18 protein-coding genes are annotated in these 21,678 nt (G+C 66.4%); 3 read left to right on the forward strand and 15 right to left on the reverse strand.

Translation table 11 applies throughout. The features are described 5' to 3' along the window. Positions 1 to 2: 2 nt before the first annotated feature. Genes dltC through dltA form a run of 3 tightly spaced genes read right to left on the reverse strand, consistent with a single transcriptional unit; the run spans position 3 to position 2,986 of the window. Positions 3 to 257 (reverse strand): D-alanine--poly(phosphoribitol) ligase subunit DltC, encoded by a 255-nt coding sequence (gene dltC, locus C1A15_RS11430; RefSeq protein WP_101722689.1) that lies wholly within the window; start codon positions 255 to 257, stop codon positions 3 to 5. Continuing rightward, entirely contained in the window at positions 250 to 1,422 is a 1,173-nt protein-coding gene (gene dltB, locus C1A15_RS11435) for a D-alanyl-lipoteichoic acid biosynthesis protein DltB (protein WP_101722690.1), read from the reverse strand. Before dltB ends, dltC begins: the two co-directional genes overlap by 8 nt. A 16-nt stretch (positions 1,423 to 1,438) precedes the next feature. After that, the gene (gene dltA, locus C1A15_RS11440; protein ID WP_101722691.1) at positions 1,439 to 2,986 is read right to left on the reverse strand and encodes a D-alanine--poly(phosphoribitol) ligase subunit DltA; all 1,548 of its coding nucleotides are present in this window, start codon (positions 2,984 to 2,986) and stop codon (positions 1,439 to 1,441) included. Between the two features lie 183 nt (positions 2,987 to 3,169). Here dltA and C1A15_RS11445 point away from each other — a divergent pair, with 183 nt between their 5' ends. Further along, positions 3,170 to 3,664 carry a YaiI/YqxD family protein gene (locus C1A15_RS11445; protein WP_101722692.1) on the forward strand — a complete coding sequence of 165 codons (495 nt, stop codon included), beginning with the start codon at positions 3,170 to 3,172 and terminating at the stop codon, positions 3,662 to 3,664. 93 nt (positions 3,665 to 3,757) lie between these two features. Here C1A15_RS11445 and C1A15_RS11450 read toward each other — a convergent pair whose 3' ends face one another. From C1A15_RS11450 to C1A15_RS11485, 8 genes are all read right to left on the reverse strand, one after another. Further along, positions 3,758 to 5,509 carry a hypothetical protein gene (locus tag C1A15_RS11450; RefSeq protein WP_101722693.1) on the reverse strand — a complete coding sequence of 584 codons (1,752 nt, stop codon included), beginning with the start codon at positions 5,507 to 5,509 and terminating at the stop codon, positions 3,758 to 3,760. Then, positions 5,502 to 6,848, reverse strand: a complete 1,347-nt coding sequence (locus C1A15_RS11455; protein ID WP_101722694.1) for a DUF2130 domain-containing protein — start codon at positions 6,846 to 6,848, stop codon at positions 5,502 to 5,504. Before C1A15_RS11455 ends, C1A15_RS11450 begins: the two co-directional genes overlap by 8 nt. A 195-nt stretch (positions 6,849 to 7,043) precedes the next feature. After that, positions 7,044 to 7,313, reverse strand: a complete 270-nt coding sequence (locus tag C1A15_RS11460; RefSeq protein ID WP_180953082.1) for a LysR family transcriptional regulator — start codon at positions 7,311 to 7,313, stop codon at positions 7,044 to 7,046. Between the two features lie 161 nt (positions 7,314 to 7,474). Next, positions 7,475 to 9,055: an ATP-binding protein gene (locus C1A15_RS17250; RefSeq protein WP_180953083.1), complete on the reverse strand. Its 1,581-nt coding sequence runs from the start codon at positions 9,053 to 9,055 to the stop codon at positions 7,475 to 7,477. A gap of 199 nt (positions 9,056 to 9,254) precedes the next feature. Continuing rightward, positions 9,255 to 10,175 carry a LysR family transcriptional regulator gene (locus C1A15_RS11470; protein ID WP_101722697.1) on the reverse strand — a complete coding sequence of 307 codons (921 nt, stop codon included), beginning with the start codon at positions 10,173 to 10,175 and terminating at the stop codon, positions 9,255 to 9,257. 79 nt (positions 10,176 to 10,254) lie between these two features. Next, on the reverse strand, positions 10,255 to 10,509 hold the full coding sequence (locus C1A15_RS11475; protein ID WP_101722698.1) for a dynein gamma chain protein: 255 nt from the start codon (positions 10,507 to 10,509) through the stop codon (positions 10,255 to 10,257). Between the two features lie 43 nt (positions 10,510 to 10,552). Further along, positions 10,553 to 11,248, reverse strand: coding sequence for a hydrogenase nickel incorporation protein HypB (gene hypB / locus C1A15_RS11480; RefSeq protein WP_245865005.1), 696 nt, complete (start codon positions 11,246 to 11,248; stop codon positions 10,553 to 10,555). 69 nt (positions 11,249 to 11,317) lie between these two features. After that, positions 11,318 to 11,698 (reverse strand): hydrogenase maturation nickel metallochaperone HypA/HybF, encoded by a 381-nt coding sequence (locus C1A15_RS11485; RefSeq protein ID WP_101722699.1) that lies wholly within the window; start codon positions 11,696 to 11,698, stop codon positions 11,318 to 11,320. Between the two features lie 332 nt (positions 11,699 to 12,030). Between C1A15_RS11485 and gdhA the strand changes: the two genes are divergently transcribed. Beyond that, positions 12,031 to 13,362 (forward strand): NADP-specific glutamate dehydrogenase, encoded by a 1,332-nt coding sequence (gdhA, locus tag C1A15_RS11490; RefSeq protein ID WP_101723779.1) that lies wholly within the window; start codon positions 12,031 to 12,033, stop codon positions 13,360 to 13,362. Positions 13,363 to 13,456: 94 nt separating this feature from the next. Here the strand turns inward: gdhA and C1A15_RS11495 are convergent, their stop codons facing one another. From C1A15_RS11495 to C1A15_RS11510, 4 genes are all read right to left on the reverse strand, one after another. Further along, complete coding sequence (locus C1A15_RS11495; protein ID WP_101722700.1) at positions 13,457 to 14,767, reverse strand: GGDEF domain-containing protein; 1,311 nt, start codon at positions 14,765 to 14,767, stop codon at positions 13,457 to 13,459. Beyond that, on the reverse strand, positions 14,764 to 16,323 hold the full coding sequence (locus C1A15_RS11500; RefSeq protein WP_101722701.1) for a GGDEF domain-containing protein: 1,560 nt from the start codon (positions 16,321 to 16,323) through the stop codon (positions 14,764 to 14,766). The genes C1A15_RS11495 and C1A15_RS11500 overlap by 4 nt, the downstream gene beginning before the upstream one ends. Positions 16,324 to 16,447: 124 nt before the next feature. After that, complete coding sequence (locus C1A15_RS11505) at positions 16,448 to 17,095, reverse strand: GNAT family N-acetyltransferase (RefSeq protein WP_101722702.1); 648 nt, start codon at positions 17,093 to 17,095, stop codon at positions 16,448 to 16,450. 81 nt (positions 17,096 to 17,176) lie between these two features. Beyond that, the gene (locus C1A15_RS11510; RefSeq protein ID WP_180953150.1) at positions 17,177 to 19,276 is read right to left on the reverse strand and encodes a sodium-translocating pyrophosphatase; all 2,100 of its coding nucleotides are present in this window, start codon (positions 19,274 to 19,276) and stop codon (positions 17,177 to 17,179) included. Between the two features lie 308 nt (positions 19,277 to 19,584). Here C1A15_RS11510 and C1A15_RS11515 point away from each other — a divergent pair, with 308 nt between their 5' ends. Next, complete coding sequence (locus C1A15_RS11515; RefSeq protein ID WP_101722704.1) at positions 19,585 to 21,648, forward strand: LTA synthase family protein; 2,064 nt, start codon at positions 19,585 to 19,587, stop codon at positions 21,646 to 21,648. Positions 21,649 to 21,678: the final 30 nt, after the last annotated feature.

Raw genomic sequence — 21,678 nt, forward strand, 5'->3', positions numbered from 1 at the left:
GCCTACAGCCTGATCTCCACCTGGTGGATGATGAGGTTCACCGTGTTCATCTCGGCACGCTCAACCTCGGTGGGGGCGATGAACACGCCGAACTCGTCCTCGATGTCCACGAGCAGCTCGATGGCGCCCATCGAGTCGAGCAGCCCGAGCGCGAACAGGTCCTCGTCGCGGCGCACGCGCACCTCGTCGTCGCCGCACACCTCCTCGAGGATGTCGAGCATCTTCTCTTCGAGCTCCTCGCGCGTCGTATCAGCCATGGAACGCTCCTTTCACGAGCATCGTGATCTGCCCCGAGAACAGCGCGAACCCGAACATCACCAGCTGCAGCGTGACGAACCAGGACAGCGCTTTGAACGCGGGGTCTTTCCTATGCGCCTTGTAGAACTTCGACTTCTTCTGGAACGCCTCGGTGCCGGCCAGCAGCAGGCCGTGGAACAGGCCGTACAGCAGGTAGTCCGCCGTGAGGCCGTGCCAGGCGCCCATGAGGGCCATGTCGAACACGAAGCCCCAGCACGCCACAGCCATCCGGCTGTCGAACCAGCGGCGCTTCAGCGCCAGGCGCGAGAAGCGCATGAACACGAAGTCGCGCAGCCAGAACGACAGGGTGATGTTCCACCGGTTCCAGAAGTCCTTGATGTCGATGGAGGCGAACGGGGCGCGGAAGTTGCGCGGCGTCCGGATGCCGAAGCAGTAGCTGGCTCCCATGGCCATGAGGCTGTAGCCCGCGAAGTCGAAGAACAGGTATAGCCCGTACGCGTACGCCGTCTGCACCTGCGCGCCCAGCTCGACCAGAAACGGGCCCGAGCCCCAGACCGCCGGCGCGTAGAACCGATGCAGCCACGCGGCCACGACGAAGGTGTAGACGAGCCCGACCAGCAAAAGCAGGATGCCGCGCGCCAAGAGGCCCGCGTACTCGTCGCGCGAGCGCACCGCGTGCGCATCCTCGGCGAACCGGCGCGACCGGTCGATGGGGCCCGAGGTGAACACCGGGAAGAACAGGAGGAAGTACAGGTAGTCGAACAGGCCGAGCTCCTCGATGATGCCGTCGCGCACCTCGAACAGCACCTGCAGCGCCTTGAACGTGATGTAGGACACGCCCATGAAGCCCAGCAGGTTCTGGTCGAACACCGCGCCGACCTTCGCCGAGAGAAGCGGCGCGAGGATGAGCGCGAACGCAACGGCGAAGCGCTTGTTCGAGCGCGGGCTCGCCAGCACCCAGCGCGTCGAGAGCACGGCCACCGCCACGAAGCACAGCGCCACGGCCAGCCCGGGCAGGTCCTTGCAGAACAGGCACGCCAGGAACGCCACCGAAGCGGCCATGCCGTAGCGCGCGAGCGGCTTCTCGCGCAGGCCGAGGAAGGCGGCGCCCGCCACAGCCAGCGCCAGCAGCGCGAAGAAGCTCGGATCGGCGTAGAACGTCATCGATGCTCGCCATGCCTCATGCCTCGGCCAGCGCCTTGCGGTCCACCTTGCCGTTGCAGGTGAGCGGCAGCTCGCCCACGAGCGTCACCGCGCGCGGCACCATGTAGCCGGGCACGCGCTCGGCGAGCCGCGCCTTGATGAGCCGTGCGATCTCGAAGTCGGTGCCGGCCGGGCGGTCGCGCAGCACGACGCACGCCTTCAGGTACGCCACGCGCTCGCGGCGGCGCACGGGCACCACGGCCGCCTGTTTCACGAGCGGCAGCGCGCCGAGGTTCTCCTCCACGTCCTCCAGCTCGATGCGGAACCCGTTCACCTTCACGAGCGAATCGAAGCGGCCGTCGCAGTACAGCATGCCGCTCTCGTCGAGATGGCCCGCGTCGCCCGTGCGGTAGGCGCGCGCGGGCGAGCCGTCGGCGAGCGTCGCGTCGAAGAAGGCCGCGGCCGTCTTCTCGGGGTTGCGGAAGTAGCCCTTGGCCACCGTGTCGCCCACGATGACGATCTCGCCGGTCCGCCCGGCCTCGCACGGGGCGCCCGTCTCGGGATCGACGATGCGCAGCTCGGTGCCGGGGCGCGCCGCGCCCACCGGCAGCGGGCGCTCGCCGGCGAGCTCGGCGTCACCGATCTCGACGTAGGTGACCGCCACCGTGGACTCGGTGGGGCCGTACGTGTTCGCGATGCGGGCGCGGGGGAAGCGCTCGCGCAGGGCGGCGGCCGTGGAGCGGCGCAGGGCCTCGCCGCAGAACAGGAACAGGCGCACGTCGGGCAGCAGCCGCTCGTCGAAGCTGCGGTCGACCAGGCACAGGTCGGCGAACGACGGCGTGGACGTCCACACCTCCACGCCCGAGGCGCGCAAGTCGGCGAACAGCGCCCGCATGTCCTCCGTCTCCTCGCGCTCGACGGCGTGCAGGCAGCCGCCCGTGGACAGTGCGCCCACCACCTCGTACTCGGACAGGTCGAACGAGTACGGCGGTTGGTCGAGGAACACGCGCCCGCCCTCGCCGATCACCGGGAAGGTGCGCACCCAGTCCATGAAGCGCGCGACGTTGCGCGCGCTCACCTCGATGCCCTTCGGGCGGCCCGTGGATCCGGACGTGAAGATGAGGTACTGCGTCTGCTCGCCCGTCACCCAGCGCCCGCGGTCGGGCGCAGGGCCAAGGTCGGCGGTCGCGACCGCCGCGCGCGCATCGAGCGCCGCGCCCGCCGGGAGGGATGCGGCAAGCGCGGCGGGCACGGGCACGGTGGTCACCACGGGAGCGTCGCCGAGCTGCGCCAGGATGTCGGCGAGGCGCGCGGAAGGCATCTCCACGTCGACGGGCACGAAGGCGTGGCCGCTTTTGAGGCAGCCGAGGAACCCGGCGACCATGAGCGCCGATTTGTGGCCGAGCACCACCACCGGCTGTCGCCCGTCCGTGCGCGCCGCCAAGGCGGCGGCTATGCGGTCGGAGGCTTCCCACAGCTCGCCGTACGTCGTCGTCTGCCCGTTCGACGCCCGATGCGCGGGCGCCTCCGGGTGCGCGCGAACCTGCCGCTCAACGGCGCATACGAACTCGTTCTCCCTCGTCATGGCGATCCTCCCGCAGCTTCGACTTACCGTACGGGCAAGAATCTATGACGTATTTCTCAATAAAATATCTACGGCGCGGGCCGATCACCGTCTGCGCACATTTCGGTCACCGTCCCGTCGCATTGGCGCGCTTTGGAGCGCCCGCACGCCGTATACTGGAGGCCTCCGAGAGAAAGCGAGTCCATGAAGCCCACGATCTACATCGACGCCGACGCCTGCCCGGTCACCTCCGAAGCGCTCGCCGTCGCGCGCAAAAACAAGCTTGCCGTGGTCATCGCCGGCAACGCGACGCAGAACATCGCCCGGCACATCCGGCGCGGCGACCCGCGCGAACCTGCCGACGGGTTCTGGGTGGACACGCTGGCAGTGGGCATCGGCGCAGACGCGGCCGACTTCGCCATCGTGCAGGAGCTCGACCCCGGCGACATCGTGGTGACGCAGGACATCGGGCTGGCCGCCATGGCGTTGGGACGGCGCGCACGGGCCATCGGCGTGCGCGGGCGCGTGTACACGCTGGCCACCATCGACCTCGACATGCACATCCGCCACGAGGAGAAAAAGGTGCGTCGCCAAGGCGGCCGGACGAAGGGCCCCGCCGCCTTCGAGGACGACGATCGCGAGCGGTTCAGCGCGAACCTGCAGCGCCTCGTCGAGGATGCCCTGCGCGACGGAGAATGAAAGCGCTCGCTGGCGAAGGTCCTGCTGCAAAATCGCCGTTTTCGGCGCATCGACGGGCGCTCAAAGGCCCCTCGGATCACGAGAGCCGACGCATCACGCGGCAGGCATGCTCTCCCAGTAGTCCGACGAGGTGTCGTCGTTGCCGACGATCACCTTCGCACGCAGCACGCCCTCGGCCGGCAGGTCGGAGAACCCGATGACCACCCCGTCCATCCCCCACTGCAGGCCCTTCATGCCGTACAGGCGCCGCTCCACGAACGCCTCGGACACGTGCAGCTCGGTGCCGTTCTCGACGAAGCCGCCCCCGTCGTCCACGCGGAACGAGAACCCGCCCTCCCCGATGGCCGAGGTGACCGTGCCGGTGATCGCGTAGGGGCAGTCGTACGACAAGAGGATGTCGTCGAGCGAGTCGGATACGGCCCGGTCGGAAGCGGACGACGCAAGAGGGCCGAACACTTTCTGCGCGACGATGACCCCGTCCGCGCAGGCCTCGGTCGAGCGGATCTGCACGCTCGTTCCCACTTCGAGCTCGTCGAACGGGACATCGAAATGCTCGGCCGTAGCGCATTCGACGGTCACGCGCTCGCCGGTCGCAAGGTCCTCGGTCGAATCCGTCACCGCCAGCTCGAGCGTCTGCGCATCCGCATCGACGGATGCGATGGTTCCCGTCGTATGGTAGGAGTGCCCCGACTGCGCGCGCGGAAGCGGCTCCCCCGCTTCGGGAACCGCAGCTTCGCTTGCATCGGGCAGCATGCGCATGAACAGGGGGCTTTCGGGTACGGCGTACCGCACGCGCGGCTTGTCCAGCCACACGGGCGTCACCACCTCGATCGTGCCGTCGGGCAGCTCGGTTTCCTCGGGAACGTCCAAGCGGGCCGAGCTGAACAGCATGACCGGAAGCAGCACGAGCGCGCAAAGCGCCCCGCACCCTGCAACGCGGTAGTCTTTGCGCGGCCCTGCCGCCGCGCCTATGGCAGCGAACGGGATGGCGACGAAGCACGTGGCCAGCACGCAGAAGGTCGGCATCTCGTACACGACGTTGCGAAGGGCGAGCCCCTGCGAGAAAGCGTACTGGCGACATGCGAAAAAGAACGCGAGCGCGGCCACGCTGACGCCCACTGGCACGACCAGCACGGCGATGCAGGCCGTGCGCAGCTTGCTTCGCGGCGCAGCGTCCGGGCGCACGACAGGACGCGTGGTCGGGCGAGCGGCCGGAGGCGATGAGGGCTCGCCTGCGCGCTCCCCGCGTGAGCGCCACACGAGCTCGCAGACGAGCCGTTGGACCGCGCCCGCCGCAGCGAGCGCAGCCGCCACGAAGACGAGGCCCTGGATCGCGAAGCCGGCGAGGCTCGAGGACAGATCGAGCATGCCGGCCGAAGCCAGCGCTCCCGCCGCCAGGACGAAGACGGCCTCGCCCGCGACCCAGCCCCATGAACGCCGCGCCCATCGCTCGCTGCTGCCGAACGCCCATGCCGCCGGCAGCGCCAAACCGAGGCCGCTGAACACCATGAAGATCAGGTAACTCCACAACCATACAAGCGGGCTGGAATAGCCGAACAAACTCGGCGAGCGCAGAAAGTCGCTTGCAACCTGGACGAGCATCATCGTCGTGAACACGACGAGCGCCTCGAGCGCGACCGAGCCCGACGAGCCGCGCGAGGGCTTGAACGCCGCCCACAGCATGAGCACCGCGCTCATCGCGGCGACGAATGCGAACAGTTCGAGAAAGCCGGGGTGCGCCGACGGCACGAAGAGCGAGAGGAGCCACGCCGCGAGCACCGCGATGAGCGTGCCCGCCAGCGCGTACCCCGCCCGAGCGAGCGCCGAGCCGCGCGCTCTATTCATCTTGCTCGGTCTTCAACGCTTCGAAGGCGGCTTTCATGGTGGGGTTCTTCCTCGTGAGGCGCTTGATGGTGAGGTCCTGGGCCTTGTTGTTCGCCAGGCGCAGGTTGTTCTCGGACGACACGAGCGCGTCCTTGGTCTTCTGCAGGTGCAGGATGGTCTTGTCGATTTCGTCGATGGCCGTCTGGAACTTGCGGCTGGCCAGGTCGTAGTTGCGCGCGAAACCCGTCTTGAACGCCTCCATCGACTCCTCGAAGTTCGTGATGTCGATGTTCTGGTTGCGCACGACGGCCAGCTCCGCCTTGTACGCCATCGAGTTCAGCGCCGCGTTGCGCAGGATGGAGATCATCGGGATGAAGAACTGCGGCCGGATGACGTACATCTTCTCGAACCGGTACGACACGTCCACGATGCCCTGGTTGTACAACTCGCTCTCCGGTTCGAGCAAGGTGACCAGCACCGCGTACTCGCATTCTTTCTTCGCGCGGTCGGCGTCGAGCTTCTTGAAGAACTCCTCGTTCTTGTGGCGGTAGGCCGACTCGTCGGACTCGTTCTTCATCTCGAACATGATGGAGACGATCTCGTTGCCCTCCTCGTCGCACTCGCGGAAGATGAAATCGCCCTTGCTGCCGCCGGACTGATCGTTGTCCTTCTCGAAGTACGCGCGCGGGAACGCCGTGGCGCGGATCTTGTTGAACTCGGTCTCGCAGTGCTGCTCGAGCGACTCGCCCACCATCTTGGTGGACAGGCGCGCCTTCATGTCCTTGTAGCGCTCGATCTCGCTCTCCTTGTAGGCGATGATGTCGTCCTTCGCCTTGAGCTCGATGGCCAGCTGCTCCTTGAGGGCGCTCGTCGCCTGGCACCTTTCGGCGTCTTTGAGCGCCACCTGCGCGGCCAGCGCGTCGCGCTCGCGCTCGAGGGCCGAGCGCGCCTGCTCCACCGCCAGCTGCTTCTCGGCCTCGTTGGCGCGCTGCTGCGCGGACAGGCGCTGCTCGAGCTCGGCGATGCGGGCGTCCTTCGCCGCCGCCGCGTCGGCCAGCGCCCGCTCGCGCTCGGCCTGGGCCAGGCGCGCCTCGTTCTCGCGCTCGCGCGCCGCCGCCTCAAGGCGGGCCTCCAGCTCGGCGATGCGCGCCTCCTTCTGCGCCGCCGCTCCCTGCGCATCGCCGAGCGCTTGGGCCACGGCGAGCTCCACCGCCTGGCGCTTCTCGGTTTCCAGCAAGTCGGCGTGGCGGCGCACCTCCTTGTCGAACTCGGCGTCGCGCACCTGCTTGAGGATGGCCGCGAAGCCGGCCTCGTCGATGGTGAACATCCCGCCGCAATGGGGGCACTTGATCTCGTTCATGCTCGCTCCTTCTCCCGTATCCCTTCGATTCTACCCCATCGGCTCCGCGCGCCGGCCCTTCTTTCGGGACAGGCGGCGCTCCTCCCGAAGATCTGAGCCGAAAACGAGCGGCATGGACCGGCCAGGAGCCTTTCAACCGAGGTGCCTTCAAGGTCGATCAGGAGGTCGCTCCTTCTGCGATACGCGCCGCAAGCGTCAACGACCACCCTCGTCATCGCCGGAGCAGTCGCGCAACAGCATGCTGTACTCGAAGAGAATCTTCTGGGCGTGATCGAGGGTCGCCTCGCCTGCTCGGGTGAGGGCGAACCCGCCATCGCGGGAGAACAGCTCGCAGCCGATCTCCTTTTCCAGAGCGGCCACATGCTGGCTCAGCGTCGATGGCGACATGTGCAGCATCCGGGCGGCGCTCGTAAGCTTCGAATAGCCCGCCAGGACCACGAACTCCTTCAGATACGACAGCTTCATGGAATACCCCCGCCTGCTCATCCCCAGCCCTCTGGCAGTCGGCATTGCGAACGTGTCGACCAGGGAATTCTACCACAAAAAAGACGAGGCCTCGCTTGAGCGGGGCCTCGGTCATGCAACAGCGAGAGAGGAGGGAGGTTCTCGCTCCGCACGGGACAATGCTAGGGATGCTGGGTCACCTCGGTCGGCTTGAAGGCTTCTTCCAGCCCTCGTCCGATCATATCGTGCTCGAAACGATAGGCTGCCTTTTGGTTGTAGTCGTCGGTCAGCAAATGCGGCAGCTCCAGAATCTCGTCGTCGGGCCGCTTCACGAGGATGCGGGCGCCTTGCGGGCACACATAGGCGCACTGGCCGCAACGGTAGCACTTATGGTTGGTGACCTGGGGCGTGCCGCCCTTGCCGTCCATGGTGATGGCCGCACCGGGGCAACGGCCCATGCACGTGCCGCAGGCGATGCACTTGGTAAAATCGACTTCGAGGGTGTAATGGGACTTGCCGATGAAGGTCGGCTGCGACTCGACTTCTTCCGGGCCGAGCGCCTCCACCAGGGATTGCCAGCCCTTCATGATCCAGCATTTCGAGGGGCTGCACATGCACAGCCAGGCATGTTCCTTGCCATACAGGCAATGGAAGATATACCCCTCCTCTCGCGCGTCGGCGATGAGCTTGAGAGCGTAGTCCTGATCGACGCGGCGCCCGAGGCCTCGCGAGACGATGAACTCGGCATCGTCTCCCAGGGCAAGGCAGGTCTCGATGCGCTCGCCGATCTCGTCGCGGTACTCGCCGTACTCCCCCGTGCCGAAATCGCCGAACTTGGGGTACTCCTTGCCGTCTTCGTGACACTGCATCGTGTGAGCCTCGTAGCGGCAGGAGCACGGCTGAACGGCGATGAACTCATGGCTTTTGATGACGGCCTCCACATCGTCGTAAGCCAGGAGCTCGCTGTCTTCGGCCACCACCTCTCGGTTCAGCGGAACCGAGTAGAACACCGGCGTGCCGCAACGAAGCTGGTCCACCTGCATGCCGTCGCCGGCGATCGGAAAGGCAAACGAAGCAGGGTCGTCGTAATACTCGTCGCAGTAGGAATAGGTGGCCACGCCCTCGCCATAGGCGGGGATGTTGTAGGCGAGGCCCTCGTTGGTGGTGCGGAAGGGCAGGAAAACGTGCTCGCTGAACAGCTCGCACAGCTCCTTGCATTCGTCGAACGTGCGGTCGATGCCCTCCTTCTGGCACTTGTGGTAGTACTCGTTCACGGTGAAGGTCTCGCCCCAGGGCATTTCGAGGTAGGCTTCCACCTGCTCCTCGGTGAACAGGTCCTGCATGCGCTTGAACATGGCGTCGTTCAAACCCTCGCCCGCGCCGAAGCCGTGGGTGTGGATGAGGGCGCGCATCTTCACGTAGCACGCGGGCACCACCGAGCCGTCCTCGTTGACCCACTCGGTCTGGGCGTCGACGTAGGCTTTGCGGCGGCGGTTGAGCTCCTCGAGCGGCATCGTGGAGCCGCCGAGCGCGGCGATGTGCTCGGGGGTGCCGCGCCAGATGGTTCCGTCGCTCATGATGATCTCTTCGCCCTTGCCGGCAACGGGCTCCGCAGGAGCTGCCGCGGCCGGCTTGCGCTCGGGCCCGGAAGCCTTCTCCTCCCCCGTCGCTTTCGGAGCGCACCCGCTCACAGCCGCAACCGCGCCCATGGCCCCCATCGCTCCGATGGCACCTAGGAAGTTCCTTCGACTCATCTCTTTCATGACGATCTCCTCTCTCGTACAGCACTGCATGCATGCCCCTTGCCGCTCTTCCCCTGGCGACCCCTCCATGCCTTTCCTTGGAAGGAGGCCTGCTGGAAGCGCCTATCATTCTAGGCACGAGAGCAGACCGGTGACCGCACGGCTTGTTGACACTATCCGAAACGAGGATTCAGGAAACACGAACACCCAGGTGAAAGCCTTAATCTTTGAGATACAGGCTCCTTACGATGTTCAGGTACTCGCGCTGAAGGGGGCCGAGCGATGCCGGGCGATAGAGCAAATAGGCCTCGGCCGTGACATCGTGCTCGAATCTGAGGATCGCGCTTCCCGGCAAATCGAAGTAGCCCGGCGAGTCGCCAAGGGGCTCGAACCACACAACGTACTCATCGCCCAGGTCGTCGTGAAGGGCTTCGTATTCTCGAAGCAACCGCTTGAACACCACGCGAACCGTGACCCCATGGCCTCCGAGCACCGCCACGATGCCCTCGGCGAATATCGAGGCGAGCGGATGAAGCCCCGTGATAACGGTTGCCTGATCAAGATCGCCGGCCGTCAGAACGCCCTTGCCGGCATTCGGGTGCTGGGGAGCGCAAGCGAAGACAACGCGATAGGCGCCGATGGACACCGATGAAATGTCCGACGGAACCATGTCCGCGATACGCTGGCCGCTTTTCCGGATGAGGTAAAGCAGCGAAACATCGCTCGACCCGTTGACGAGCATCTCGACGGGATCTTCCAAGTCGTGCTCGTTGGAGCTGAGGACGACCTTGACGTTTGGATGGAGCTCTCGGAAGGCATCCTTGGCGCGGGCAAGAGGCGGCTGGCACATATCCCAGATGGGAAAGCTCAGGTAAACGACGTCTTCCTCGCTCTCGGCGCAGTCGCGCAAAAGCTCGTCGTACTCGCAGAGAATGCTCCGAGCATGACCAAGGGCCCTGAAGCCGTCCTCGGTGAGGGTGAAACCGCCATCACGAGAGAACAGCTCGCATCCGATCTCCCTCTCCAGGGCGGCCACGTGCTGGCTCAGAGTCGAAGGGGATACATGCAGAGCCCTCGCTGCGGCGGTGAGTTTGGCGTAATCCGTCAGGGCGACGAATTCCCTCAGGTAGGACAGTCTCATGAGATCCCGCTCTCTTCGATTCCGAAAGCATCGGCAATGTGTTCCAGCGCCCTTCGCATCGCCGAAGAGGGCTATCCCCTCACATGCGCTTGATAGTGACGCCGTTGCTGACGGTTACCCCCTCCTCGATGCAGAACTTGGCCTCGTCGAGCAGGGCGCGGGCATCGGCCAGCAAGCGCTGCGCGGCATGGAGCTTCTCCGAAGCGCTCGCGAAACCCCCGCCCGAGGCCATGTGAGCCATCTTGTGGGTCCAACGGTAGCCGACGGCCACGTAATCGTCGGCCATGTCGATCATCATGTCAAGCTGTTCGGTGTTGATGCCGGTCGAGCACATGGGAACATCCTTCCGTTCGGGAAACGTTGCGGGCTGCGGCAGCCTACGCTCTCACCTTGCTCGCGCGCTGGGCCTGGAGCCAGTCGGCAAGCTCCGGCACGCCTTCGCCGGTTCGGGCGGAGGTAACGAAGATATCCAAGTGCGGGTTCAGCAGGCGCGCCCGCTCCTCCAAACGGATCATGTCGAAGTCCTCGTTGAGGGGCAGGTAGTCGCACTTGGTGACGACGAGCGCGTCCACGACGGCGAACATAGGCGGGTACTTCATGACTTTGTCCCAACCTTCGGGAACCGACAGCAGCATGACGCGCGCATGAGCCCCCGTGTCAAAGTCGGCCGGGCACACGAGGTTGCCGATGTTCTCGAGGAACAGGTAGTCGAACCGTTCCTCTCCGAACGCCTCGAACGCCATGCCCACCATGCCCATTTCCACGTGGCAGATCCCGCGGGTGTTGAGCTCCACCGACGGCACGCCCGCCTCCTTGATCTTGAGAGCGTCCACGTCGGACTCCAAGTCCGCCTCGATGACGCCCAGGTCGCGCACCCCGCGCCGACGCAGCTCCTCGATGATCGCAAGCAGGATGGTGGTCTTGCCAGCGCCCGGGCTGGCCATGACGTCCACGAAAACCGTGCCCTCCTCGGCTCGTGCCGCCCGGAAGGCGTCAGCCGCTTCGTCGTTTGCCGCGAGGATGCTTTCCCTCACTTCGACGATGCGACGCGGGTCGATACGGGTTTCCTCCACCGCTTCCTCCTCTCAATAGATGATTGCCCGCTGCCGATCCCTTGCCCTGCGCCCCGGCAAGGCTTGCGGCTATACGGCTCTGCTTTGTCCGCTATCGCGGATAACGCCAATCTGGTCGACCGTAAACTCCATGCCCGAGAACAGCTTGTAGTCTTTCTCGGCGCGACATCGAGGGCATGTCCAGGTAGAGCGATCGCCCACGTCGAGCGTGAACACCTTGCCGCATTGGTTGCAGCGCACCGCGTAGGGAGTCCGCTTGATAACGAGCTTCGCATGCTCGGCTACGGTGTTGCGCGCCACGAAGGAAAACAGGCCTTCCATATAGTCCTCGATCACGTCGCGTCCCGCCCCGACAGTCAAGCGCACGTCCGTGACCTCGCGAGCGTTGATCCTTTCCGCATAGTCGAGCACTATCTCGACAACCTGATGCACCAGGGCCATCTCGTGCATTGCGAACCCCTTTCCGAGCGGCTCGGGCGCCGACGCAGATTGCGCGGCTCGCCTCCGATGCTTTCCGTCTCCTCGATGCCGCGAACGATGCACCGCACGATGCGCTCGCCATGCATGCTTCGCATTTCGAGTATAGCCCGATTGCACGAGAGGAGGGTATCGCCCTTCGTTCGGTTTTACGGAAGTCGCCGTACACGATTCCCGAACGCGCGCCGTCCGGATCCGCCTATCGTGCTCTTTGTTTCGAATCGTTTAAATAAGCGCGCGCGTCGCAGTTCGCTCCCTATAATGAAAGCAGTATGGTCACCCGCATGAAATGGAGGTCCGCCAAGATGGGTTACGTCGATAATGTCATCGAGCAGGTCAAGGAAAAGAATCCGAACGAGCCTGAGTTCATCCAGGCCGTCACGGAGGTGCTCTCGTCCCTCAAGCCGGTCATCGAATCCGACCCCGCCTACGAGAAGGCCGGTCTGCTCGAGCGCCTCGTGGAGCCGGAGCGCGTCATCATGTTCCGCGTCCCCTGGGTCGACGACGCCGGCAACGTGCACGTCAACCGCGGCTACCGCGTGCAGTTCAACAGCTGCATCGGGCCCTACAAGGGCGGCCTGCGCCTGCACCCGTCGGTGAACCTCGGCATCATCAAGTTCCTCGGCTTCGAGCAGATCTTCAAGAACAGCCTGACCACCCTGCCCATGGGCGGCGGCAAGGGCGGCTGCGACTTCGACCCCAAGGGCAAGTCCGACATGGAGGTCATGCGCTTCTGCCAGAGCTTCATGACCGAGCTGTACCGCCACATCGGCGCCGACACCGACGTGCCCGCCGGCGACATCGGCACGGGCGCCCGCGAGGTGGGCTTCATGTTCGGCCAGTACAAGCGCATCAAGAACGTGTGGGAGGGCGTGCTCACGGGCAAGGGGCTGTCCTACGGCGGATCGCTGGCGCGCACGCAGGCCACCGGCTACGGCCTCGTCTACTTCGTGCAGGAATACCTGAACTGCCACGACGACTCCTTCGAGGGCAAGACGGTGGCCGTGTCCGGCTCGGGCAACGTGGCCATCTACGCCACCGAGAAGGCGCAGCAGCTCGGCGCGAAGGTGGTCACCCTCTCCGACTCCACCGGCTGGATCCACGACCCGGCGGGCATCGACCTCGACCTCGTGAAGCAGATCAAGGAAGTGGAGCGCGCCCGCATCTCCGAGTACGCCGCGCGCCGCGAGGGCGTCGAGTACCACGAGGGCCGCGGCGTGTGGAGCGTGCCCGTGGACATCGCGCTGCCCTGCGCCACGCAGAACGAGCTCTTGATCGACGACGCCAAGCAGCTCGTGGCCAACGGCGTGAAGATCGTCGCCGAGGGCGCGAACATGCCCACGACGATGGACGCCACCGACTACCTCATGGAGAACGGCGTGGTGTTCTGCCCGGGCAAGGCGGCGAACGCCGGCGGCGTGGCCACCTCCGGCCTCGAGATGTCGCAGAACTCCGAGCGCCTGTCCTGGACGTTCGAGGAAGTGGACGGCAAGCTGCAGGAGATCATGAAGAACATCTACCATGCGGCCGACGACGCCGCCAAGGAGTACGGCCACGAGGGCAACTACGTCATGGGCGCCAACATCGCGGGCTTCAAGAAGCTCGCCGACGCCATGATGGCCCAGGGCATCGTGTAGGCGCGGCGCAGCACCGACCGCGCGCAGCGAAACGGCCTCGTCCTCGGACGGGGCCGTTCGTTTTCTCGGAAGCGAGGGAGCGAGGGGCGAGGGGCTACCGGCCGGGGCGGTCGCGCTCCAGCAGCGACACCGTGCGCTCCACGAGCGCCGCGGGGTCGTCGCCGTCCTCGGGGAAGCGCACGGCGGCCGAGCGCGCCATGCAGAACGCCTTCTTGCCGTCGATGCGCACCTTCCACAGCAGCGCCAGCTCGAGCGCGCGCATGAGGTCGCCGAGCGCGCGGCGGTCCACGTACTCGCGGATGGCGATGGCGAAGCAGCCGGCGCTCACGCGCACGGCCTCGTAGTCGCCGTGCACCACCGCGTCGATCTCCCCCTTCACGCTTCCCAGGTAGGCGCGGCGCGCGTCCCAGCCCAGCGAAAGCGCCGTATGCTCGAAGCCGTCCACCGTCAGGCAGACGATGGTGAACGGCGCGCAGCCGTCGCTGCAGCGGGCCGCCTGATCGAGCACGTCGATGAAGGCGCGGTAGGTGAGCAGCCCCGTCTCGTCGTCGCTGCGCACGGCCTCGGCGTGCAGCCGGCGGGAGCGCCGGGCGGCCACCACGGTGCCGCCGAGCCCGACGGCCAGCGCCTGCGTCGCGATCACGCCCGCGGCGATGAACCACAGCCAGCCCTGCGGCACCCAGCCCTGCTCGGGCATGATGGACAGGGTCCACTGCGTCGGCATGTTGAAGGACGCTTTCACCGCATGCGAGAAGTCATGGCCTCCCTCGGACGCCGCGATCACGTCCTTGCTGCCGTCCTGCGGGCTGACCGCCCACAGCTCGTAGCGGTACCCCGCCTCCTCGAGCGACGCGAGGTTCAGCTGCTCGACGACGTACGAGGCCCGCATCCCCACCACCATCTCGCCGCAGTAGGCGCCATCGACGTCGACCGGCTCGATGAACAGGAACACCGACGCGCCGTTCGAGAGCTCCACCGGCCCCTCCACCACGAAGCCGTCGGTCACCTTCGCCAGGGTGTAGACGTAGGAGAACGTGGCCAGGTCGGCGCCCACGGAGTCGCCGAACGCGTCCTCGGGGTAGGCGTAGGCCATCGTCTCGTCGCGGACGTACGCCACGTAGGCGATCTCCTCGCGTTCGAGCAGGTCGTTCGCGACACGGGGAAGCCAGGACTCGTCGTCCGGGTCGACCTCGAGCGCCGACGAGAGCCGGCTTACCGGGCTCGCCTCGTTGTGCAGCTTCAGCTGCATGGTCTGCTGGAAGTAGGTCAGCACGTGCTCGGCGTCGCGCTGACGGATGGCGCCCGCCTCGGTGTGGACGAACACGCCGAGCAGGCCCGTGAGCGTACACACGATCAGGACGTACGCTGCGAAGCCGAGCGCGGCCAGCGCATCGCGCCGCCTCATCGCTCCCCCTCGTCGCCGAATACGACGTATCCTTCCTTGCCGTGCTGCTTGACGCGGTAGAGGGCCTGGTCGGCCTGCTCCATGAGCGCGTCGGCGTCGATCGAGCGATCCCACACGGCCACGCCGACGCTGCAGTGCACCGAGAACACGGCGTCGCCCGACTGGATGTCCACGTGCAGCTCGCCCACCATCTCGTCGAGCACGTCGCGCAGCTCGGCCTCGTCGTCGATGTCGGTCATGAGCAGCACGAACTCGTCGCCGCCGTAGCGCCCGACGAGCCCGTCGTAGCGGCGCTCGTAGCCGCGCAGCGCGTAGCCGATGGTCTTGAGCGCGACGTCGCCGGTCGCGTGGCCGAACGTGTCGTTGACCGTCTTGAAGTCGTCGAGGTCCACGAAGCACAGCGCATACAGCGACCCGTCGTCCTCGGCGTTCTCGAGCGCGCCCGCCAGCTTGCTCGCGAACACGGAGCGCGTGACGACGCCGGTCAGGCCGTCGGACAGGCCCGACGAGGTGAGCTCGAGGATGTCGGCGATGTCGGCGTCGGCGGGGCGCTCCTCGCTGTACACCTTCCGCTGCAGCTCCTCGACGGACTTCTCCAGCATGCGCGCGTTCTCGGTCTGGCGCGCGAAGTTGGCGCGCAGCAGCGCGAACGTGCCCGCGATGAGGGCGAGCACTATGACGACGAGCGGCAGCAGCGAGCCCATGACCCCCGCGTAGGCGCTCCAGAAGCTCGTGACGCACACGGCGTCCCAGCTGGTGTTCGCGATGGGCGTGGCCGCGTAGTAGCGCACGTCGAGGCCGTCGACGGCCCAGAAGGTCACCGGGTTGAGGTCGAGCAGCTCGGCCTCGATCTCGTCGGCCGTCATGCCGAAGGCGATCGAGTCGCGCAGGGGGTCGAGGAACAGATCGTCGTAGACGAAGCCGGACGTGGCCGACATGACCTGCCCGCGGCTGCCGACGAGCACCGAGACGACGGTGCCGCTGGTCGCGCTCTCGTCGAGCACCTTCACCATGTCGTCGAAGTACAGCGACACGAACAGCGAGCCCGTCATCTCGCCGCCATCGAAGAGGGGCACGAGCACGACGTAGTTGAGGGTGACGCCGTCGGCGCCGGCCGCGAAGCTGTCGGTGACGAGGCTCTGGCCGGTGGAGTAGCACTTCTGCATGAAGTCGCGGCTGGCGAGGCTAGCCGGGCCGGTGGCGTCCCACACGTTCATCTCGTCGTCGACGTAGCACAGCAGGAAGTAGCCGAAATGCTCGTTCACCTGATCGAGCATGGCCACCTTGTCCATGACGGGGACCGAAGCGTCGTACAGCGTGGGCTGGTCGGCTAGCGACCCGAGCAGCTTGAACGACTCCTCGACGCTCGCCTCGATGCGCGGCTTGGCGCCGGCGAGGGACACGTCGGCCTCGTGACGCATGCTCTGCACCGCGAACACCGCGCCCACCGTGCACACCGACGCCAGGAACGCCGCCGCGAGCGCGACGCCGTAGATGGCCATGCGCCGAAACGAGAACCGCGAAGCCCCGCGGGCTATGTCCGTCTTGCGTGCCATTACGTCGTCCTTCTCATGCGCATTGATTAAGCCAGTGTAGCATCCCCCCCCCCCCGCGGGTATGCGCATCGAGGAACTTCCTCCGCTTCACGGAAAGATTAAGGCGAAACAGGGCATCCCTACGTCAGAACGCACTCCTCCGCTGACCCACCAGATAGGCGAAGCGTTGTTGCGAAGGCGTGCCCGAGATACGCTCCTTGGCCGGAAACGCCTGGTCGTACAGCATGGCAGCATCCTCGTCCACCTCGTACACGGCATCTTCCACGTAGCGGCCCGCCGCACCGGCAAGCGCGCCCTCGAACAGCTCGCACGCCTGCAGCGCCGCCGCGTACGCGTCGTCGGCCGTGCGGATGCCGAGCTGCTCGGCGGGAACGAAGCCGCGCCGCCCGTAGTAGGCAGGGTCGCCGCACAGCAGCACCGCCCCGAAGCCCAGCGAGCGCGCAACGTCCTTCGAACGTTCGATGAGGGCCGCCCCCGCACCCGCGTTCTGATATGTCGGCAGCACCGCGATGGGACCGAGGGTCAGCACCTCGCGCGCCACCCCGTCGTCGCCCTCGACAGTCGACCGCATGCACACGACGTTTCCTACCACCGCGCCATCGCACGCCGCCGCCAAGTCAAGCTCGGGGACGAAGGCCGAGCACGTCCTCATGGTATGCAGCAGGTAATGCTCGTCGCAACCGGGCACGAAATGGTTCCAGAACGCCTCGCGCATCACGTGCTCCGTAGCGGGATAGTCCTCCGGCCGAACGCGTCGCACTTCGATTTCCATAGATCAGATCCTCTCCCAAGAGCAAACGGAGGCCCCGGCAATGCCGGGGCCTCCGATCATACCCTATCGTTCACGCAAGCCCTAGAACAGCGACTGCACGAAGATGAACAGCGGCGAGAACGTCAGCGAGACGATGGTCATGAGGTTGATGAGGATGTTCATGGACGGACCGGAGGTGTCCTTGAACGGGTCGCCCACCGTGTCGCCCACGACGGCGGCCTTGTGGGCTTCGGAGCCCTTGCCGCCGTGCGAGCCCTTCTCGATGTACTTCTTCGCGTTGTCCCACGCGCCGCCGGCGTTCGACATGAAGATGGCCAGCAGCATGCCGGTGGACACGGCGCCCGCGAGGAAGCCGCCCAGCATGGCCGGGTTGAAGCAGCCGATGACCACGGGGATGACGACGGCCAGGATGCCCGGCAGCATCATCTCGCGCAGCGCGGACGACGTGGAGATGGCGATGCACTTGTCGTACTCGGGCTCGGCCTCGTACTCCATGATGCCCTTGATCTCGCGGAACTGACGGCGCACCTCGGCGACCATCGCGTGGGCCGCGCGGGACACGGCGCCCATGGTGAGGGCCGCGAACATGAACGGGATCATCGCGCCGATGAAGATGCCGGCGATGATGAGCGGGTCGGTGAGCGTCAGCTCGAACTCGGGGATGGCGTGGTGCATCGTGGCCTGGTAGGACACGAACAGCGAGATGGCCGACAGGCCCGCGGACGCGATGGCGAAGCCCTTCGCGATGGCGGCCGTGGTGTTGCCCACGGAGTCCAGCTCGTCGGTGCGCTCGCGCACCTCTTCGGGCAGGCCCGCCATCTCGGCGATGCCGCCCGCGTTGTCGGCCACGGGGCCGTACGCGTCGACGCCGATGGTGATGGCCGTGTTGGACAGCATGCCCGTCGCTGCCAGGGCCACGCCGAACAGGCCGACGGCGATGCCGCCCATGTCGTCGACGTTCGGGAACGCCATGTTGCCGAAGGTGTAGGCGCCGATGATGGCGAACGCCACGAGCAGGATGGGGACGATCGTGGACAGCATGCCCGTGGACAGGCCCTGGATCACGTTCGTGCCCGGTCCGGTTTCAGAGGCCTCGGCGATCTGGTGCACCGGCTTGTAGGCGTCGGAGCAGAAGTACTCGGTGGTCTTGCCGATGAGCAGACCCGCCACGAGGCCGCACAGCACGGAGCCGAACAGCCAGAGAGGCTGCGCATCGACGGTCTGGCCGTTCCACACGAAGAAGATCGCGAGGATGGCGACGACCTCGATGACGGCCGCGAGGTACGTGCCGCGGTTGAGGGCCTTGTGCAGCTCGGCGCCTTCCTTCGTGCGCACGGCGAGAAGGCCGATGATGGACGTGATGATGCCGCATCCGGCGATGAGCACCGGCACGACGATGGCCCACGTGGCGTCGATGCTGCCGAACGCGCCGAAGTAGCCGAGCGCGGCGAACGTCGTGGCCAGGATGGTCGGCGCCAGGATGGAGCCGGTGTAGGACTCGAACAGGTCGGCGCCCATGCCCGCGACGTCGCCCACGTTGTCGCCCACGTTGTCGGCGATGGTGGCCGGGTTGCGCGGGTCGTCTTCCGGAATGCCCGCTTCGACCTTGCCCACGAGGTCGGCGCCCACGTCGGCCGCCTTCGTGTAGATGCCGCCGCCCACACGGGCGAACAGCGCCACGGCCGATGCACCGGTTGCGAAGCCCTCGACCATGCCCACATGCTCGTGCATGAGGTCGAAGGAGTCGACGCCGAACACGAGCAGGATGAGCCAGAGGCTCAGGCCCAGCAGCGCGAACGAGGCGACGGACAGGCCCATGGTGAGGCCCGACTTGAAGCTCACGTTGAGCGCGGCTGCCACGGACTTCTCGGCGGCGTAGGCCGTGCGCGTGTTGGCGCGCGTGGCCACGTGCATGCCGATGTAGCCGGCCAGGGCGGACAGCACGCCGCCCGTCACGAAAGCGATGGCCGTGATCGGCGACAGCGCGACGGCCATGACGACGGCCACGACGACCATGAAGATGACGAGCAGCTTGTACTCGCTCATGAGGAACGCCTTGGCGCCCTGCTGGATCTTCAACGAAATGCTGTTCATCTTCTCCGGACCCGGGTCCTGCTTCAGAACCCACGATCCGAGGTAGCCCGCCATGCAGATGCCTATTAAGGCGCAGATGGGGGCCATCCATGCGACTTGTAGCGTCACTTGAATCCTCCTTGTCCCGTACTGATACGACGTATGCGACCTTTTCGCCGGGCATTCTAAGCGGGAAAGTCGCACGCAACTGCCCTATTGTAGGATATTTGCAGATAATGTGAAGCCGGAATCACGGTTTTTTGTCACTTAGGTCGAATCGCCCGGTCAGCGCGCGAAAGCTTTCCGGCCGTTCGGAGGCTCCCCTGCGCGTTCGCGCGAAAACCGCTATCATGCACCCCTTATACTTGAGACGATCGTTGTTTGCATCCGTTTGCATTTGCATAGAGGAGTTCTGTATGACCGTACGCCAGCGCCGGGAAGCGGCGCTCTCCGCGGCCGCTTCGTTGCGTTCCCACCTGCGCGTTCGCTTCGCCCCTGAGCGCGGCGACATCGTCGGCGCCGTCCTGTGCGCCCTCTTCGCCGCGTTTCTCGTCGCCTACGCCGCATGCGGGCTGGTCGACGCGCCCTGGTTCGCCACGACGCTGGCAGTCTGCGCGCTGTCGGGCTGCGCCGCAGCGTTCCTGGCGCGCAGCGGGCGCTCCGATCGTGCGCGGGAGGCTTGGCGCCTCGCACGGCCGATCGTCGTGCTGCTCGCGGTACCCGTGGGATTCTACCTCATGGAGCGCCCTTGGAACGGCCAGCTGTTCTCCATGGATCCGTACTACGCCGCGCTGAACCTGTGCGTGCTCGGCGCGCTGTTCGCCATCGTGTACGCGGCCGGCCAGCGCACGCGCGGCGCCGTGGTCCTGTTCCTGGCCGCCTGCCTGCTCGCGGGCGTGGCGAACCATTTCGTCATCCTGTTCAAGGGCCAGCCCATCGTGCCGGCCGACCTGTTCGCGCTGTCGACGGCCGCCTCGGTGGGAGGCGGCTACACCTTCGCGCTCGATGCGCGCCTGCTCGAGGCCCTCGCCGTCTTCGCCGTCGCCTCGACCGCCGTCGCCTACGTGCCGAAGGTTGCGGCCACGCCGCGGCGCGCGGTGGCGAACGGCGCTTGCGCGTTGGCGCTGGCAGGCTGTTTCGGCTGGTGGATGGGGTCGTCGAACATCGAGGAAGCCTACGCGTGCACCGTGGACGTATGGGGCGTGAAGGAGTCGTACGCCGAGCAGGGCTCCGCGCTCTGCTTCCTCAAGCGCGTGCAGGACCTGAGCCCCGCCCGGCCCGAGGGCTACGACGCCGACGACGTCGCGGCCCTGCTCGGCTCGCTCGGCGGCCGCGCGCCCGAAGCGTCCGATGCGGCCGAGGCGCCCACGGTCGTCGCCATCATGAACGAGACGTTCTCGGACCTCTCGCGCTACCCCGGCCTCGCGGGCACCGACGCGCGCCCCGCGCACTACTACGAGATCGCAGCGGAAGCGCTCGAGGCGGGCGACGCGTACGCATCGGCGCTCGGCGGCGGCACGTGCAACAGCGAGTTCGAGTTCCTCACCGGATCGAGCATGGGGCATCTCGGCGGCGGCGTGTACCCCTACGTGCTGTACGACCTCGACGGCGCCGAGAGCCTCGTGTCGTACTTCGACGCGCTCGGCTACGGAACCCATGCCATCCACCCCGCCGAGAGCACGAATTGGCGGCGCGACCGCGTGTACGACCAGTTGGGATTCGACGAGTTCTCCGACGAGGGAGCCTTCGCCGACGCCGAAACGCTGCGCGGGCTCACCACCGACCGCGCGACGTACGACTACGTGCTCGACCTGCTGGAAGCCGACGAGAGCCCGCAGTTCATCTTCGACGTGACGCTGCAGAACCACGGCGGCTACGATGTGGGCGGCCTATCCGACGAGCTTGCGGTGAGCGTGCCGTTGGGCGACGGGAGCACCTCCTCGGAGCTCGACGAGTACGCGAGCGTCATCCGCCAGGCCGACCGCGACCTCGCCTACCTCGTCGACCATCTGAACGCGCTCGACCGGCCCGTGGTGCTGTGCTTCTTCGGCGACCACCAGCCCGGTTTCAGCGATTGGCTGTTCGAAGCCACCCACGACGGCGCCGCAGCCGACGACCTGGGGCTCGAGGCCGTGCAGGAGCGCTACACGGTGCCGTACCTCATCTGGGCGAACGACGCCGCCCGCGCGCAGGGCGCCCACGGGCCGGACGGCGGCGCCGACGGGCGCACGAGCCTCAACTACCTGGGATCGAAGCTGGTGGAGGCCGCAGGGCTGCCCACGACGAGCTACCAGCGCTTCCTGCTGGCCGTGCGCGAGGCGATTCCCGCCATCAACCTCAACGGCTTCCTGACCGCCGACGGCACCTGGCACGGCTTCGGCGACGAAGGCGCGGACGACGCGCGCGAGGCCCTGCGCGCTTACGCGACCGTGCAGTACGACAACCTGTTCAACAAGGATTCGGAGTGGACAATGCGGTAGACGGGGGAGACAAAGGGAGTGAGACAGAGG

This window comes from Eggerthella timonensis (genome assembly GCF_900184265.1).
GTDB classification, from domain to species: Bacteria; Actinomycetota; Coriobacteriia; order Coriobacteriales; family Eggerthellaceae; genus Eggerthella; species Eggerthella timonensis.

Coding starts and splice junctions, on each gene's coding strand:
- dltC (WP_101722689.1), bottom strand. CDS start 257: ATGGCTGATACGACGCGCGAGGAGCTCGAAGAGAAGATGCTCGACATC.
- dltB (WP_101722690.1), bottom strand. CDS start 1,422: ATGACGTTCTACGCCGATCCGAGCTTCTTCGCGCTGCTGGCGCTGGCT.
- dltA (WP_101722691.1), bottom strand. CDS start 2,986: ATGACGAGGGAGAACGAGTTCGTATGCGCCGTTGAGCGGCAGGTTCGC.
- C1A15_RS11445 (WP_101722692.1), top strand. CDS start 3,170: ATGAAGCCCACGATCTACATCGACGCCGACGCCTGCCCGGTCACCTCC.
- C1A15_RS11450 (WP_101722693.1), bottom strand. CDS start 5,509: ATGAATAGAGCGCGCGGCTCGGCGCTCGCTCGGGCGGGGTACGCGCTG.
- C1A15_RS11455 (WP_101722694.1), bottom strand. CDS start 6,848: ATGAACGAGATCAAGTGCCCCCATTGCGGCGGGATGTTCACCATCGAC.
- C1A15_RS11460 (WP_180953082.1), bottom strand. CDS start 7,313: ATGAAGCTGTCGTATCTGAAGGAGTTCGTGGTCCTGGCGGGCTATTCG.
- C1A15_RS17250 (WP_180953083.1), bottom strand. CDS start 9,055: ATGAAAGAGATGAGTCGAAGGAACTTCCTAGGTGCCATCGGAGCGATG.
- C1A15_RS11470 (WP_101722697.1), bottom strand. CDS start 10,175: ATGAGACTGTCCTACCTGAGGGAATTCGTCGCCCTGACGGATTACGCC.
- C1A15_RS11475 (WP_101722698.1), bottom strand. CDS start 10,509: ATGTGCTCGACCGGCATCAACACCGAACAGCTTGACATGATGATCGAC.
- C1A15_RS11485 (WP_101722699.1), bottom strand. CDS start 11,698: ATGCACGAGATGGCCCTGGTGCATCAGGTTGTCGAGATAGTGCTCGAC.
- gdhA (WP_101723779.1), top strand. CDS start 12,031: ATGGGTTACGTCGATAATGTCATCGAGCAGGTCAAGGAAAAGAATCCG.
- C1A15_RS11495 (WP_101722700.1), bottom strand. CDS start 14,767: ATGAGGCGGCGCGATGCGCTGGCCGCGCTCGGCTTCGCAGCGTACGTC.
- C1A15_RS11500 (WP_101722701.1), bottom strand. CDS start 16,323: ATGGCACGCAAGACGGACATAGCCCGCGGGGCTTCGCGGTTCTCGTTT.
- C1A15_RS11505 (WP_101722702.1), bottom strand. CDS start 17,095: ATGGAAATCGAAGTGCGACGCGTTCGGCCGGAGGACTATCCCGCTACG.
- C1A15_RS11510 (WP_180953150.1), bottom strand. CDS start 19,276: ATGGCCCCCATCTGCGCCTTAATAGGCATCTGCATGGCGGGCTACCTC.
- C1A15_RS11515 (WP_101722704.1), top strand. CDS start 19,585: ATGACCGTACGCCAGCGCCGGGAAGCGGCGCTCTCCGCGGCCGCTTCG.